Below are 13,715 nucleotides of genomic sequence, written 5' to 3'. Positions count from 1 at the left end.
TCAAACCGCCTTTCCGTGCTGGGGCTGCGCCGCGACGGCGCGGGCATTTCTTGTTTCGATCAGATCGCAGGATAGCCGCCGGATTGCCTTGGCGAGGCCCGAGCGTCCGGCCGCCGCCGACAGCGGCACCCCCTGGTCCGCGGCGGCTGCAGCCGCCGACGGGTCATTGGGCAGCCAGTACTTGAACGGCTTCTGCAGCAGCTTGGCGGCCTCCTTGTGATGGCTGGCAGCGATCAGCGGCTTGCGTTCGCGGCTGATCACGATGTCAGTCTGCAGGCTCATGCTGGTCTCGGCATAGAAGTCCAGCAGCCGCCGCGCCTGGCAGATCGCTGGCACCGAACTGCCGGTCACCATCAGCAGCCGCTCGCTGGCTTCCAGAACCGGCGTCAGCCATTCGGCCAGGGCCCGCGGCAGGCCGATCACCACGAAATCGAACTGCAGGCGCAGATGCGCGATCAATGCCTGCACCTGTTCCGGTTTCAGCGCATGCAGCGGTGCGATCTCGGCCGGGGAGGCCAGCACCCACAGGCCGGGCGCCGCCTCGCTCAGCGATTGTTCGGCAAAAACATGGTCGGGCACGAACCCCTCGCTTGCCAGCTCATAGAGGCAGCGGTTCGGCGGCAGATCGAGGAAGCTGCCGATGGCGCCGAACTGCAGGTCAAGGTCGAGAAGGGCGACCCGGAACTCCGCCTCCCGCCGCCGCAGGCCGCGGCGGCGGGTCAGGCAATCCGCCAGGTTCACCGCCAGCGTCGTCGCCCCGGAGCCGCCGCACGACTGGCTGACCGCAATCACCATCCCCTCGCGGCTGCCGCGGGCTCCCGCCGCGCCTTGCTGCGGCTCCTTTGTTTTCAGGCAATTGCGGATCGCCGCCGACAGCTCATCAGCGGAGGCGGTGTCGGGCAGCACATCCTGCACCCCGGCTTCTGTCAGCAGCCGCAGATCGGCAAAGGGCATGCTGGCATCCGCCAGCGCCAGGATCCGTGCCGCGCCGCCGGTGTCGCGCAGCATCTCCTTTACAGCAGCGGCATCGCGGGCCGCATCTGCCCCGGCGCGGAAGATGATCAGGTCGTTGTCCTTGGCCAGCTGCAGCGCGGTGCCGTTGATTTCGGCCAGCGCAGAGGCGCATTTCTGGACCCCGGTTCCGGGCTGGAACTGCGCCACGCTGGCAACCAGCGCACAGACAGCCGGGTCCTTGGAAATTACCACGATGGATTGTGTCTCAGCCTGCATCGGCCTCTCCTTTCTCAATCGCTTCAGCCGCTCTCGCCCAGCGCCAGGTCCTCGCCCGGTAATGAGACGCTCATCGGCGGGAACGGCACCGCGGCCCCCAGGCCTGATCCCCCCGCGGAACCGGCCAGCGCCGCCAGCTGCCCCAGCGGCGATACGAATTCAAACGTCTGGTTCTGCAGCTCCACCGTGACCACGGGAACATAAGGCCCGCCCAGAAAGCCGAGGCTGCCGTCGTAGCTGTAGCTGAACGACAGCGCGGCGATGGTGGCATCGGGCGGCATGGCGCCGCGCACCAGGGCCCAGATTTCGTTGGCGGTAGCGTTGGCAGCGGAGCCTGCGCAGGTCACGGTGCCCGTATCCAGGCAGATATCCGGCCCGGCCCGGCAGGATGTGCCGAAACTGGGCGGCGGGCCGCTGGCCGAAGGATCGCGCCGGTGGATTGCCGGCACCCCGGCGCAGGCCGGCGGGCGCACCGCCGCGACCCGCGCGGCCACATTCATCGCCCGCTCCGCCACCACATAGTGAAACGCCATGCGGCCGAAATCGATGATGCCCATGAACAGCAGCAGGAACAGCGGGATGGCAAGGCCCAGCTCCACCAGCGCGGCGCCATCCTGATTCCGGCGGAACCGGCGCAGGGCTGCATATGCCCGCCGCAGCCCCGTCATGTTCCGAACACCCGGCTTTGATCGGTGATGACCGTATTGATGGTGTTCAGGCTGCCGCCGTTCAGCGCAAAGACCCCGGCAAACGGGAAGGTCATGGTCAGATTGGCCTGCACCTGCACCACCGGCGCCGGCGAAATCCGGTAGCTGCCCGCCTGGCAGGTCAGGCTGGGGGTGACCGATGTCACCGAGAGGCTGGCCGGAAACAGCGCGTCGCCATCAATGCTTTCGCGCACGATATCCAGCAGCTGCGGCTGATGCGCGGTGACCGAGCCGCCGGAAGAACAGATGTCCTGCGGTGCCACCCGCGCCAGATAGCGGGCCGCATCGCGAACGCCGGAGATTGCGGCCTGATAAGACCACATCATCCGCCCGCCTTCGATGATCACCGCAAAGACCAGCAGCATCAGCGGCAGCATCAGGGCAAACTCCGCCAGCACCGCGCCCTTTTCCCCCCTGCGGAAGGCAGCCCACCCCGCTGCGGTATGTTTCATCCCAGCCATCCCGCTCACCTGTACAATTGAACAACATCACGGAAGATGCCCGCATTGCCGGTGCCCCCGGCGCCGCCGCCGGCGCTGCCGACCACCTCGCCCCAGATGTCCAGGGTCGGCGGCGAGGCCCCGTCATCGCCCACCGGCTCGGTCAGGAAAATCTTCACGAACTCCTCGACAGGCACGTCAGTGGTGGAGCCGTTGATCGGATTGGCGGTGCAGTCGACACCGGCCGCGATCACCACCCGGCGGTTGACATCCACGCTTTGATTGGACGAGCACATCGGGCGGCCGGTTTCTTGCAAAGGCTCGCCGAATTCATCCACCCCGGTGAGAATGGGCGTGCTGGTCCCTGGTCCGCCAGCCGCATGGATTTCTGCCAGGTAGTACTCAAACCGCGTCACGGCTGTGGGATGCGGATCCGCACCGCCATAATTTTTGGTGACGTACTCGTTTCGCCCGGCAACCCAGCTGCCATCACCAAAGCGGGAGCATCCGCCGGCACCGAAACAGTCGTCTCTCGGAAGTCCCATGCTATTGGATGGATCCTCGTTGCCGCCGATGCAGCTGCCGCCGCCGTTGGGCACGATGCCCTTGATGACATTGGGTGCGGGCGGGTAGTTGGGATTGTTGCGCATGCCGTTCATGATCGACTTGTAGATGTCAAAGCGCACATTGAAGATGGCATCGCGGATGCCGACCTTCTGGCCCGGCTCGATATCGACGCCGCGCTGGCTGAAGCACTGGGTGATGCTGCCCTCGGCCCCCAGCAGGCAGGCATCCAGCTGCGCGCCGCTGAGGCCGGCGCAAGGGCCCTCGTCATCAACCAGCACCTTGGCCGGGTCGAGAAAGCCGAAATCCCCCGGCCCCCAGGCAGACCCGTTGCCGCCGGAGCGCAGCAGGATCATCTCGCCGATGCTGGCATCCGCCGAAAAGCCGGGAGGGACGCAGAACATCAGCGGGGTGATGTCGCAGGCGTATTGGGTGAAGCCTGCCACCGATGAGGCCCGCGCCTGCTCATTCGGGCGGGTTGTTCCGGTTAGCGCGGCAAAGGCAGCGCCGTAGTAGGCGCCAACCGTGCTGGGTGTTGCCACGGCGCGGACGAAGACCGCCTCTGCCGGGTCAGTGGTGACGGCAGTCAGGGCGACGGAGTCGTCAGCGGGCAGTTCGGAAAAGAACGTCAGCGTGTAATCTGTATCGCCGCTCAGCACGCTGCCGCCGGTGCCGAAAGTCTTGCGGTCGCTTATCAGATCGGCGGCCGCGGCGCGGGCGCGGGTAATGGCATCATCCTTGCCGTCCAGTTCCCCGGCGGCTGCCAGCGCCACATTGTCGGTGAACGTCTGCAGCTCACTGCGGGTGATGCCGGTGCGGCCCAGGTCAAAGGACATCGCCGCAATCCCCAAAAGCACCACGAAGGTCAGCCCCCAGATGATCAGCATGGTGCCGCGCTCATCCGTCTTGAACTGTCTTATGCGGGCGGTCAGGCGCATGGCTGTCTTGCCTCCCCGGGGCTGCTGCGGTCAGCGGATTTCAGTTTCCGACACTTCGGTGCCGCGGCGGATCAGAACGGTTTTGCGCACCCGCTGCGGGGCCCCCTCCTGCTGCGGCTGCAGATTGCGCAGCACGTCGTTCAGGCTGATCGAGTCCAGCGGCACCTCTTCTTCGGGCGTGTCCACGTTGCGCAAGGTCAGGCTCAGCGTGCCGGCCCGTTGCGCCAGCGCCAGGCGCTGGCCTTCTTCCGGTGTCACTTCCACCGTCACGGTGCGGGCCACCCCCGGCGTGTCGGTTTCCTGGTTGGCATCCTGGTCCACTCCGATCACGCGGGCGTTCTGCAGGATGGTCACCGTCTTCAGATCGGCGCCGCGGCCTTGGGTCAGCAGGACATCGACACTGTCGCCAGGTGTCACGAATCCGCCTACTGCAGTCTCTGCGCTGACCTTGATGGCCATCGCCCGGTGATCCGGGCTGAGCGTCTGCACGATGGTGACCTTCTCGCCAAAATTGGAAATCTTCGAGTCGCGGATCGGCTCCCCCTGCGCAATCGCGCGGCGGGCGCGGCGCGGCGGCTTGCCGGGTTCCGGCAAGAGCACGTCATAACTGGTGAATGTGCCCGCGGGCCGCGCCTCGGCCGGCCAGGCAATGGTGGTCAGGGATTGCGCTGTCAGCGCCGTCCCGAAGGCGATATCCTGCGAGGCGACCACAACTTCGACCAGAGCGGGGCCCTGGGAATTGCCCGCAACGGTCTGGCCGTCGATGTAATCCTTGGCGACATAGGCGGAGCCGCCGGCCAGGGCCAGCCCGGAAATCATGCTGAGAAGTGATGAAATATTCATGCCAAACATCCTTTCGTCGCTGGCGTGCGCAGCAGAAGGACGGTCCCGGCTGTTCGTTGACTGAAGAGTCCGCAGGCTTCTGCTTCCTGCCATGCTTGCTGCCGCCATCGTCTGGTGCGGCTTTCAGGCGCACAGGCTCTGCTCCCCCTTTGCGAAGCCTGTGCCGCCAAACCTCCTAATCGGGATCAGGGGGTCGAATTGGGCATTTCGGCACCTGCTGCGACCATACCGTCTTCGATCTCGCCGCTCAGGTCGGTCAGCGCCGCGGTGCCCAAAGCCACGGCCAGGGCAATGGCGATGCCGTATTCCACCAGAGTCACACCGCGCTCATCGCGGCGCAGCTTGGACAGCATCATTTTCAGATATGCAGTCATTTCAGTCTCCCATCAGTTAAGCGCCGGCACGCCGGCGGTTCATGCGGACGCGGCGCCGAATAGCACCGGCCTGCATTGACCCTACCGGTTGCCGGAGGCGCGGCGCATCGGCCCGGAAGGCCAGAATCACACGTTAAGGATGTATTAATTCCCGCGAACGAACCGAGCAGGATGGGTCAGGGAGGAGGAGGCCGTTTGGCGCGCTGCAGCACCTGCCTTACTTGGCCTGAGACCTGCTGCGCGGGGCCATCAGCTGTTCCTTCAGGCTCATCGGGGCGGCAGGCGGCTCGTCGAAATTCAACCCCGCCTCCAGATGGCGCAAGTGCTCGTCCGCCAGCCGGACCAGCTCGTCAGTGTCGCCGGACTCCAGCACATCGACGATCCGGTCATGCTCATCCTCGGCGCAGGAGGAGCTGCCGGTAGGCGAATAAAGCCCCAGGATCAGCGTGCTGCGCATGGTCAGCTCCGACAGGAACCGCTCCAGCACCAGATTGCCGGCAATCTGCGCTATCCGCATGTGGAACTGGCGCGAGGCGCGCAGCTCTGCCGGTTTATCGCCCGCTTTGCGCGCCGCAGCTTCCTCAAGGATGTTGCCCCGCAGAAAGGCGATGTCCTCGGCTGAGGCCTGCCCCGAGGCGTGGCGCGCAATGGTGCGTTCGATCGCGCGGCGGGCCTGGAAAATGTCGCGCGCCTCCTTGGGCGAAGGCGTCATCACAAAGGCGCCGCGGTTCGGGCGCAGCTCCACCACCTGCTGCGCCGCCAAGGAGGCAAGCGCCCGGCGCACATTGGCGCGGTTGCAGGAAAACAGATCGCTCAGCGCCTGCTCGCCCAGCTTGGTGCCCGCCGGCAGCCGCTGTTCGGCAATCGCGTCGAGAATCGCATTCACGATTTGATCTTCGGGAGAATCCTTCATGAAGCCTCAAAAAAGTTTTCCTGCGCCGCCGCAACTTAAGGGCCGTCAGGACGCTTGGCAATGGCACCGAGGCGCGGCCGGCTTGACGTGTTATCAAATATTGTTAACAATAAATGACAACAAAGGAGGAGCGTATGAAAATCCTGGTCGTCAATCCCAACTCGACCGAGTCGATGACGCGGAAGATCGTTGAGGCCGCTGAGGCCGCTGCCAGCCCCGGTGTGACTATCCTGGGCGCGACCGCTGCTGGCGCCCCGCCCAGTATCGAGGGCCATTTCGACGAGGCGATGTCCCTGCCCGGCCTGCTGGCGCAGGTCGCCGCGGGCGAGGAACAAGGTGTGGACGGCATTGTCGTCGCCTGTTTCGACGACCCCGGCATCGGCGCCTGCCGCGAGCTGGCAACCGGCCCGGTGCTGGGCATCTGCGAAGCGGCGGTGAAGGCCGCCAGCATGCTGGCAACCTCCTTTTCCGTGGTCACCACCCTGCCCCGCGCAGTGCCGGTGATCGAGCATCTGATCCATGGCTACGGCCTCAGCCACCAGTGCCGCCGGGTTCGCTCTGCCGCGATTCCGGTGCTGGCGCTGGAGGAGGAAGGATCGGACGCGCGCCAGAAGATCCGCGCCGAGATCCTGCGCGCCATCGAGGAGGACCAGTGCGAAGCAGTGGTGCTGGGCTGTGCCGGCATGGCCGACCTCACAACCTGGCTGAGCCAGGAGACAGGCATTCCCGTCGTCGACGGGGTCAGTGCGGCAACGCGGATGATCGAGGCGCTGGCAGGCTGCGGCCTGCAAACCAGCAAGATCAACGCCTATGCGCACCCCAACCGGAAATAGTGGTATCGTCAGGGAGGAAGACATGACCATGAACGCAGAACTGGAAGCCGTCGTCGAAGGCGGCGGCATAGAGGAGCACAGCAGCAAGGGGATCGGGGAGGAGAGCCTTGCACCGCAGGAAACGCGGATCATGGATCCGTGGTCCTACCTGTTTGCCTGGCTGGGCGGCTGCGTGTCGATCGGCACGTTCACCATCGGCTCCGGCCTGGTGGGCACGCTGAACCTGCTGCAGACCTTTGTCGCCATCGCCATCGGCTGCACCGTGATCGGCATCGCGCTGATGATCAACGGCCAGGCCGGCCACAAATACGGCATCCCCTTCATGGTGCAGGCGCGCTCCGCCTTCGGCTTTGCCGGCACCCGTCTGCCTGCGCTGGTGCGTTCCGTTCCCGCCATCGTCTGGTTCGGCTTCCAGAGCTGGATCGGCGCCGGGGCGCTGAACCTCGTCTCCGACACGCTGTTCGGCTATGACAACATGGTGGCGTTCTTCATCGGCTTCCAGCTCTTGCAGATCGGCCTGTCGGTTCTGGGCTTCCACGGCATCAAATGGCTGGAGAACATCGGGTCCGTCTTCATCATCGGCTCGCTGATCTACATGTTCTTCAGCGTGATCAGCAAATACGGCGACGAGATCTCCGCCAACCTGGTCAATGTCGAAGGCACCTGGGGCGCGCCTTTCTGGGGAGCCACCATGCTATTCCTGGGCATCTACAGCACCATGATGCTGAACGTCTCGGACTACTCGCGCGAGCTGCGCCAGAATGTCGGCCCGTTCCGCCAGGTGGCAATCTATGCCAACTCGATCCTGCCCGCGACGCTGTTCATGGGTCTGATCGGCCTGATGGTCTCCGGCGCCACCGGCGAAGTGGACCCGATCAAGGTGTTCTCCAGTGCCGTCGACAACAAGCCGCTGCTGGTTATCACCCTGCTGTTCATCGCCTTCGCGCAGGTCACCACCAACATCCTGAACAACGTGGTGCCGCCGGCCTATGCGCTGATGGATATCTTCAAGATCAAGTTCAGAACCTCGGCTGTGATCGTCGGCCTGCTGGCCTTCGCCACCTTCCCGTGGGAACTGGTCAAGGATGAATCCGCTGCCGGCCTCAGCCTGTTCATCCAGACCTATTCCGCCTTCCTTGGCCCGATCTTCGCGATCCTGGTGGTGGACTACTTTATTCTGCGCAAGCAGGAGCTGGATCTGGACAAACTCTATGACGAGACCGGCCCCTATCAGGGCGTGAACTGGGCCGCGGTGATTGCCATGGGCATCGGGGTTGCAGCAGCGCTGATCTTCTCCGGTATCTCCTGGTACGCCAGCCTGCTGCCCGCCGGTGTCTCCTACTACCTGCTAATGCAGCATCTGCCGGCTGCCAAGCGGTTCCTGGACTGATCGCCGGTATACCTTGTCAAAGGAAAGCCCCGCCAGCGGCGGGGCTTTCCACGTGCGCTGGAGTGCCGGATCAGGCAGCGGCCTTGACCGCAGCAATCACGATATCCAGCGCCCGGTCCAGGTCTTCGCGGGAGATCGTCAGCGGCGGCGACAGGGTCAGCACGCTGCCCTGGCTGATCTTGTAGCTGAGACCGGCCTCCAGGCAGGCGTAGTAGATCTGCTCAGCCCTGGCGATACCAGGCGCCATGGTCTGGCGGTCCTCGACAATCTCCACCCCGAACATCAGCCCACGGCCGCGGATGTCGCCGACGATGGACACCTGGCCCAGCGCATCGCGCAGCCGCTCCAGCGCATGGCGTCCCAGCTCGGCAGCACGTTCCACCAGCCCCTCCTCCTCGAGGATCTGCAGCGTGGTCAGGGCAGCGCGGGCAGTCACAGGGTTTTTCTCATGAGTATAGTGGCCGATGGCAAAATCGCCGCAGACATCCAGATCGCGCCGCGCCACGCAGGCAGCAATGGGCAGAATGCCGCCGCCCAGCGATTTGCCCAGCGTCAGGATGTCCGGCACGATTCCGTCATGCTGGAAGGAGAACATCTGCCCGGTTTTGCCCAGCCCGGTGGGGATCTCATCCAGGATCAGCAGCACCCCGTGCTTGTCGCAGATCTCGCGCACCGATTTCCAGAACCCCGGCGGCGGCACGTTCGGGACCGCGCGCATCGCCTCGGCGATGAAGGCGCAATAGTCGCCGTCGCGGCCCAGCACATAATCGATCATCCGCGCGCAGGCCTCAGCGCTGGCCTCCAGCGACTTGTGGCCATAGGCGCAGTTCGACGGGGTGAAGGGGGCCACATGCTCCGTTCCCGGCAGTAGCGGCCCGGCGATATGGCTGCGGAAAGTGGCCTCTCCCCCGACCGAAGCGGCGCCAAAGCCCGCGCCGTGAAACGCATCCCAGAAGCTGAGGGTCTTGAACCGCCCGGTGGCGGCGCGGGCGATCTTCAGCGCCACCTCATTGGCATCGGAACCGCCGGTGGTGAACAGTGTCTTGCCCAGATCGCCGGGAGTGATCCCTGCCAGTTTCTCGGCCAGTTCCACTGCCGGTTCATTGGTGAAGCGGCGCGGCGCGAACGGCAGATCATCCAGCTGCTGCTTGATCGCGGCGACCAGTTTGGGGTGGCCATAGCCCAGGTGATGAACCGAGTTGCCATGGAAATCCATGTAGCGGCGGCCGTCCATATCCTCGATCCAGATGCCTTCGGCCTTGGCAATGGTGCTGACGCAGGGGCTGGACAGGCTCTGGTGCAGAAAGGCCTCCGCGTCCCGCTCCAGCAACGGTGCGGAATTGGGTCCGATGGATGTCTTCAGCCAAGCCTTGCGGGCCTCGGACGTATTGGATTCACCTTCCGTATGGACGAGCATGTGCCGCCTCCGTGCAGGGGGTCAAAAAGGATTGATGAAAAAGGCCGGGGCCGCGTGGAGCCAGCCCCGGCGGGCCGGTGTTATTCCGGCCAAGGGAGGGAGTAGGTCTTGACGTTGGTGAAGAATTTCATCGCCTCGATCACACCTTCCTTGACGCCATTGCCCGAGTCCTTGATGCCGCCGAAGGGGGACATCTCGATCCGGTAGCCGGGTTGTTCCCAGATGTTGCAGGTGCCCACGTCCAGACCGTTGATATAGGCAATCGCGCGGTTCAGGTCGTTGGTGCAGACGCCAGAGGACAAGCCGAACTCGGTCGAGTTGGAGATCCGCATTACTTCGGCATCATCATCCGGAACCCGGACGATGGGCACGATCGGGCCAAAGGTCTCCTCCATCACCAGTTCGCTGTTGTGCGGCACCTTGTCGACCACGATGGGCGGCAGCAACGCCCCCTGGCGGCCAGGGTGATACAGGATCTCCGCACCTTCCTCCGCCGCCTGCAGCACGCGGTTTTCAAACAGCTCCGCCGCCTTGTCGTGGATCACGCAGCCGAGCTCGGTTTCCGGGTCCTGCGGGTCGCCGAATTTGATCTTCTGCGCCTTCGCCAGAACCAGCGGCACAAAGCGGTCAGCAACGCTTTCCTGCACCAGGATGCGCTTGATCGCGGTGCAGCGTTGACCCGAGTTACCGGTGGCGCCCGCCACGGCAATAGTGGCCGCCTTCTCAAGATCGGCGTCGCTGAGATCATTCAGCACGATCAGCGGGTCGTTGCCACCCAGTTCCAGCGCCTGCCGCTTGTAGACACCTTTCTCCGCGATCATCTTGCCCACCGGCACGCCGCCGGTGAAGGTGATGATGTCGATGTTTTCATTGGTGATCATCTCGTCGCCAATGTCCTTGGGCCAGCCGGTAACCACCTGGAACATCTCCGGCGGCAGACCCGCCTCATAGAGGATATCGGCCAGCGCAATGCAGGTCAGCGGCGTCAGTTCCGTCGGCTTGCAAACCATGCAGTTGTTGGTGGCAATGGCAGGCGCGATCTTGTGGCTCACCATGTTCAAAGGATGGTTGAACGGGGTGATCGCCGAGATCGCCTTCACTGGTTCGCGTTTGGTGAAAATCTTGCGCGCCTTGCCGTTGTGGGTCAGATCGCAAGAGAAAATCTCGCCATCGTCCTTCAGCGCCTCGGCAGCGGCAAACTGATAGACGTCCTGCGCACGCTTGGTCTCATAGATCGCGTGCTGGTGGCAGATGCCCAGCTCCAGCGTCAGCCATTTGGCCAGCCACTCGCGCTTCTCGCCGATCAGCTCCCCTGCCCGCTGCAGGATCTGGCTGCGCTCATAGCGGGTCAGCTTGGGCGTATAGTTCGCAGCAATCTCAAACGCCTGGCGGGCGTGCTCGGCCTGGCCTGCGGGCACATGGCCCACCACCTCGTTGGTATAGGGGTAGAGAACCGGCACGGTTTCCTCGGTAAAGACCACCTCGCCGCCCATGCGCATGCCCTCGTTGCGGATTTCGATATCGCTCATCGCCTGATCCTTCATGGTTACAGCGCCGCCGCCTGCGCGGCATAGAAAAACGCATCAAAGTTGCGCAGCACCGGGCGCTCCGGCAGCGGCAGGACACGGTTGCAGATGAAGGGTACCTCCTGTTCGGTCAGCCCGCCATGGCTGCGCAGCGGCTCATTGAGCGCCGCCAGATCGTGGCGGTGCTCAGACGTGCCTATGCAGATGTTTTCGCCGGACACCAGAATGATGTCGCCAATCCGGTCGGCAGGCAGTTCGAACCGCGCCACCGCCTCCTCTCGGGTCAGCACATCGGTGATCGCGTCATAACCCGCGAGCCGTTCCATGATTTCCGAACGGTTCGCGCCTTCGGGCAAGTAGCAGGTGGCAAAGGAACCGAGCGCGCCATGGTGGACCACATAGGGGTCGGTGATCGGCAGGATCACCCGCGCCTGCCCCTCGCCCAGCCAGTCGTCCATCAGGTCCTGCACATAGATCACGCTGGGGGAGCCATCGGCGTGGTGCTTGGGCTTCATGCCATGATCGGCGGTCACCACGATGGCAGCGCCCAGCGCGTCGAGCTCCGTCAGGTACTTGTCGAACATCTCGTAGAAGGCCTTGGCCTCGGTCTGATCGGGGCTGTACTTGTGCTGCACATAGTCGGTGGTGGTTAGATACATCACATCCGGCGCCCATTCCTTCAGCAGCTTCACCCCGGCGGCAAAGACAAACTCGCTCAGTTCAGCCGAATAGACCTCTGGCTGCGCCATGCCCAGCCACTCACTGGCCTTCTCCTGACCATGCTCGGCCGCGGTCGAGGTATCCGATTTCTCCGCCGAGAAGCACTTGGCACGGTCATCGCCGAACGCCAGACCTGCCCCCAGAAGCGCCCGCAGCTTGTCCTTGGCGGTGACCACGGCCACTCGCGCGCCCGCATCATAGAACGCCTTGAACACCGTGGGCGCCCGCAAAAAGCGCACGTCGTTCATCATCACTTCTTCGCCGGTCTCCGGATCGATCAGGTAGTTGCCGCAGATCCCGTGCACCACCGGCGGACGGCCGGTCGCAATCGACAGGTTGTTGGGGTTAGTGAAGGAGGGCACCACCGAATGCGCCAGCCGGTCGGTGCCTTCCGCGCGCATCCGCTTGAGCGTCGGCATCAGACCGTCGGCAATCGCCTTGTCCAGATACTCCGGCTCGCAGCCGTCCAAGCAAATGGCAATCGCGCAGGTCTTGGGCACGTCATAGGCGCGGCCGTTTGCAACGACGGGGGATTGAATGGTCATATCTTTAAGTCCTCTGTGTCTCAGGCAGCCAGTTTGGCGCGTTCTTCCAGCGCCGCGGCGGGCGGGGCCGCGCTGGCGACGCCCATTTCGGCAAGTGTTTCCTTGGCGGCAGACACGACCTGCCGCATCACGTGTTCATCCATCTGCCCGATGCAGCCGACGCGGAAACTGTCCACAACCGTCAGTTTGCCAGGGTAGATGATAAAGCCCTTCTCCTTCATCAAATCGTAGAAGCGGCCGAAGACGAAATTCGCATCCGCAGGGCAAAAGAATGTGACGATGATCGGCGACAGCCATCGGTTCTGCAGCAGGGTCTCGAACCCCAGCTCGCGCATGCCTGCAACCATCACGTCGCGGTTGCGGGTGTAGCGGCCGCCGCGCCCCTCCACTCCGCCTTCGGCCTCATGCGCCTTCAGCGCTTCCAGGAAGGCCGCGACCACATGGGTCGGCGGCGTGAACCGCCACTGGCCGGTCTTTTCCATATGCGCCCATTGCGCATGCACATCCAGCGACAGCGAATGGCTGTTGCCCTTTGCGGCCTCCAGCTCCGCCTTGCGGGCAATGACAAAACCAAAGCCCGGCACGCCCTCTATGCATTTGTTGGCCGAGGACACCATCGCCTCGTAGCGGATCTGCGACGGCTGCAGTTCAATGGCGCCAAAGGCCGACATCGAGTCGATCAGCAGTTTGCGGCCCGCGGCATAGACGGCCTCGGAAATCTCCTCCACCGGGTTCAGGATGCCCGAGGAGGTTTCGCAGTGGATCGCCACCACATGGGTAATCGAGGGATCCTCCGCCAGGATCTGCGCGACCTCATCACCGCGCGGCGGCAGGTAGTCGCCCTTGTCCAGCAGCTGATAGGTGCGGCCCAGGTATTGCAGCGTCTGCGCCGAGCGCAACCCGTAGGCGCCATTGGCCAGCACTAGCGCCTTGCCGTCACGCGGAATGAAGGATGCCAGCATCGCCTCCACCGCAAAGCTGCCGGAGCCCTGCATCGGCACGCAGTCGAACTCCCCGGCGCCCTCACCCAAGAGCGCCAGCAGGCGGTTGCGCATGTCGTGGGTCATGGCGCGGAAGTCGTCGTCCCAGCTGCCCCAGTCCCGCAGCATGGCTTGTTTCACCTCATAGGATGTGGTCAGCGGCCCGGGTGTCAGAAGATATGGCTCGCCTAAAAAGGGCGGCTCGATCTGCGGTGCGGAAGCGGTCATTGCCTGTCTCCAAAGCATGGTTCGAGAGCATGATTGCGCCAGCCCCTTTCATATGTAAAATTGCAAA

General features: G+C 64.0%; 13 protein-coding genes. 2 read left to right on the top strand and 11 right to left on the bottom strand.

All coding sequences use genetic code 11. The features are described 5' to 3' along the window. From AB1A62_RS14665 to AB1A62_RS14635, 7 genes are all read right to left on the bottom strand, one after another. Positions 1-1,230, bottom strand: coding sequence for an AAA family ATPase (locus AB1A62_RS14665; protein WP_366662196.1), 1,230 nt, complete (start codon positions 1,228-1,230; stop codon positions 1-3). A gap of 23 nt (positions 1,231-1,253) precedes the next feature. Then, the gene (locus AB1A62_RS14660) at positions 1,254-1,898 is read right to left on the bottom strand and encodes a TadE/TadG family type IV pilus assembly protein (RefSeq protein ID WP_366662195.1); all 645 of its coding nucleotides are present in this window, start codon (positions 1,896-1,898) and stop codon (positions 1,254-1,256) included. Further along, on the bottom strand, positions 1,895-2,389 hold the full coding sequence (locus tag AB1A62_RS14655; protein WP_366662194.1) for a TadE/TadG family type IV pilus assembly protein: 495 nt from the start codon (positions 2,387-2,389) through the stop codon (positions 1,895-1,897). The genes AB1A62_RS14660 and AB1A62_RS14655 overlap by 4 nt, the downstream gene beginning before the upstream one ends. Positions 2,390-2,403: 14 nt before the next feature. Then, positions 2,404-3,879 (bottom strand): Tad domain-containing protein, encoded by a 1,476-nt coding sequence (locus tag AB1A62_RS14650; RefSeq protein ID WP_366662193.1) that lies wholly within the window; start codon positions 3,877-3,879, stop codon positions 2,404-2,406. 30 nt (positions 3,880-3,909) lie between these two features. Continuing rightward, positions 3,910-4,722: a Flp pilus assembly protein CpaB gene (gene cpaB / locus AB1A62_RS14645; protein WP_366662192.1), complete on the bottom strand. Its 813-nt coding sequence runs from the start codon at positions 4,720-4,722 to the stop codon at positions 3,910-3,912. 185 nt (positions 4,723-4,907) lie between these two features. After that, positions 4,908-5,096 (bottom strand): hypothetical protein, encoded by a 189-nt coding sequence (locus AB1A62_RS14640; RefSeq protein ID WP_366662191.1) that lies wholly within the window; start codon positions 5,094-5,096, stop codon positions 4,908-4,910. Positions 5,097-5,313: 217 nt separating this feature from the next. Further along, positions 5,314-6,009, bottom strand: coding sequence for a GntR family transcriptional regulator (locus AB1A62_RS14635; protein ID WP_366662190.1), 696 nt, complete (start codon positions 6,007-6,009; stop codon positions 5,314-5,316). Between the two features lie 134 nt (positions 6,010-6,143). Between AB1A62_RS14635 and AB1A62_RS14630 the strand changes: the two genes are divergently transcribed. Next, entirely contained in the window at positions 6,144-6,842 is a 699-nt protein-coding gene (locus tag AB1A62_RS14630) for an aspartate/glutamate racemase family protein (protein ID WP_366662189.1), read from the top strand. A gap of 22 nt (positions 6,843-6,864) precedes the next feature. Next, a complete protein-coding gene (locus tag AB1A62_RS14625; RefSeq protein WP_366662188.1) occupies positions 6,865-8,232 on the top strand; it encodes an NCS1 family transporter in 1,368 nt (455 codons plus the stop codon). A 70-nt stretch (positions 8,233-8,302) separates the two neighbouring features. Here the strand turns inward: AB1A62_RS14625 and AB1A62_RS14620 are convergent, their stop codons facing one another. From AB1A62_RS14620 to AB1A62_RS14605, 4 genes are all read right to left on the bottom strand, one after another. Continuing rightward, complete coding sequence (locus tag AB1A62_RS14620; RefSeq protein WP_366662187.1) at positions 8,303-9,649, bottom strand: aspartate aminotransferase family protein; 1,347 nt, start codon at positions 9,647-9,649, stop codon at positions 8,303-8,305. 80 nt (positions 9,650-9,729) lie between these two features. Next, positions 9,730-11,178: a phosphonoacetaldehyde dehydrogenase gene (gene phnY, locus AB1A62_RS14615; protein WP_366662186.1), complete on the bottom strand. Its 1,449-nt coding sequence runs from the start codon at positions 11,176-11,178 to the stop codon at positions 9,730-9,732. A gap of 17 nt (positions 11,179-11,195) precedes the next feature. Further along, positions 11,196-12,440, bottom strand: coding sequence for a phosphonoacetate hydrolase (gene phnA / locus AB1A62_RS14610; RefSeq protein WP_366662185.1), 1,245 nt, complete (start codon positions 12,438-12,440; stop codon positions 11,196-11,198). 20 nt (positions 12,441-12,460) lie between these two features. Further along, the gene (locus AB1A62_RS14605; RefSeq protein ID WP_366662184.1) at positions 12,461-13,648 is read right to left on the bottom strand and encodes a 2-aminoethylphosphonate--pyruvate transaminase; all 1,188 of its coding nucleotides are present in this window, start codon (positions 13,646-13,648) and stop codon (positions 12,461-12,463) included. Positions 13,649-13,715: the final 67 nt, after the last annotated feature.

The organism is Leisingera sp. JC11 (assembly GCF_040704725.1).
Taxonomy (GTDB): Bacteria; Pseudomonadota; Alphaproteobacteria; order Rhodobacterales; family Rhodobacteraceae; genus Leisingera.
Note: the sequence above shows the minus strand (reverse complement) of the source record. Positions and strands in the feature narration are given on the sequence as shown.

Bases quoted from the DNA above. Each gene is read 5' to 3' on its own strand.
- phnA (WP_366662185.1), bottom strand. From the start codon at position 12,440: ATGACCATTCAATCCCCCGTCGTTGCAAACGGCCGCGCCTATGACGTG.
- phnY (WP_366662186.1), bottom strand. From the start codon at position 11,178: ATGAGCGATATCGAAATCCGCAACGAGGGCATGCGCATGGGCGGCGAG.
- AB1A62_RS14650 (WP_366662193.1), bottom strand. From the start codon at position 3,879: ATGCGCCTGACCGCCCGCATAAGACAGTTCAAGACGGATGAGCGCGGC.
- AB1A62_RS14625 (WP_366662188.1), top strand. From the start codon at position 6,865: ATGACCATGAACGCAGAACTGGAAGCCGTCGTCGAAGGCGGCGGCATA.
- AB1A62_RS14655 (WP_366662194.1), bottom strand. From the start codon at position 2,389: ATGAAACATACCGCAGCGGGGTGGGCTGCCTTCCGCAGGGGGGAAAAG.
- AB1A62_RS14605 (WP_366662184.1), bottom strand. From the start codon at position 13,648: ATGACCGCTTCCGCACCGCAGATCGAGCCGCCCTTTTTAGGCGAGCCA.
- AB1A62_RS14660 (WP_366662195.1), bottom strand. From the start codon at position 1,898: ATGACGGGGCTGCGGCGGGCATATGCAGCCCTGCGCCGGTTCCGCCGG.
- AB1A62_RS14620 (WP_366662187.1), bottom strand. From the start codon at position 9,649: ATGCTCGTCCATACGGAAGGTGAATCCAATACGTCCGAGGCCCGCAAG.
- AB1A62_RS14635 (WP_366662190.1), bottom strand. From the start codon at position 6,009: ATGAAGGATTCTCCCGAAGATCAAATCGTGAATGCGATTCTCGACGCG.
- AB1A62_RS14630 (WP_366662189.1), top strand. From the start codon at position 6,144: ATGAAAATCCTGGTCGTCAATCCCAACTCGACCGAGTCGATGACGCGG.
- AB1A62_RS14640 (WP_366662191.1), bottom strand. From the start codon at position 5,096: ATGACTGCATATCTGAAAATGATGCTGTCCAAGCTGCGCCGCGATGAG.
- AB1A62_RS14665 (WP_366662196.1), bottom strand. From the start codon at position 1,230: ATGCAGGCTGAGACACAATCCATCGTGGTAATTTCCAAGGACCCGGCT.
- cpaB (WP_366662192.1), bottom strand. From the start codon at position 4,722: ATGAATATTTCATCACTTCTCAGCATGATTTCCGGGCTGGCCCTGGCC.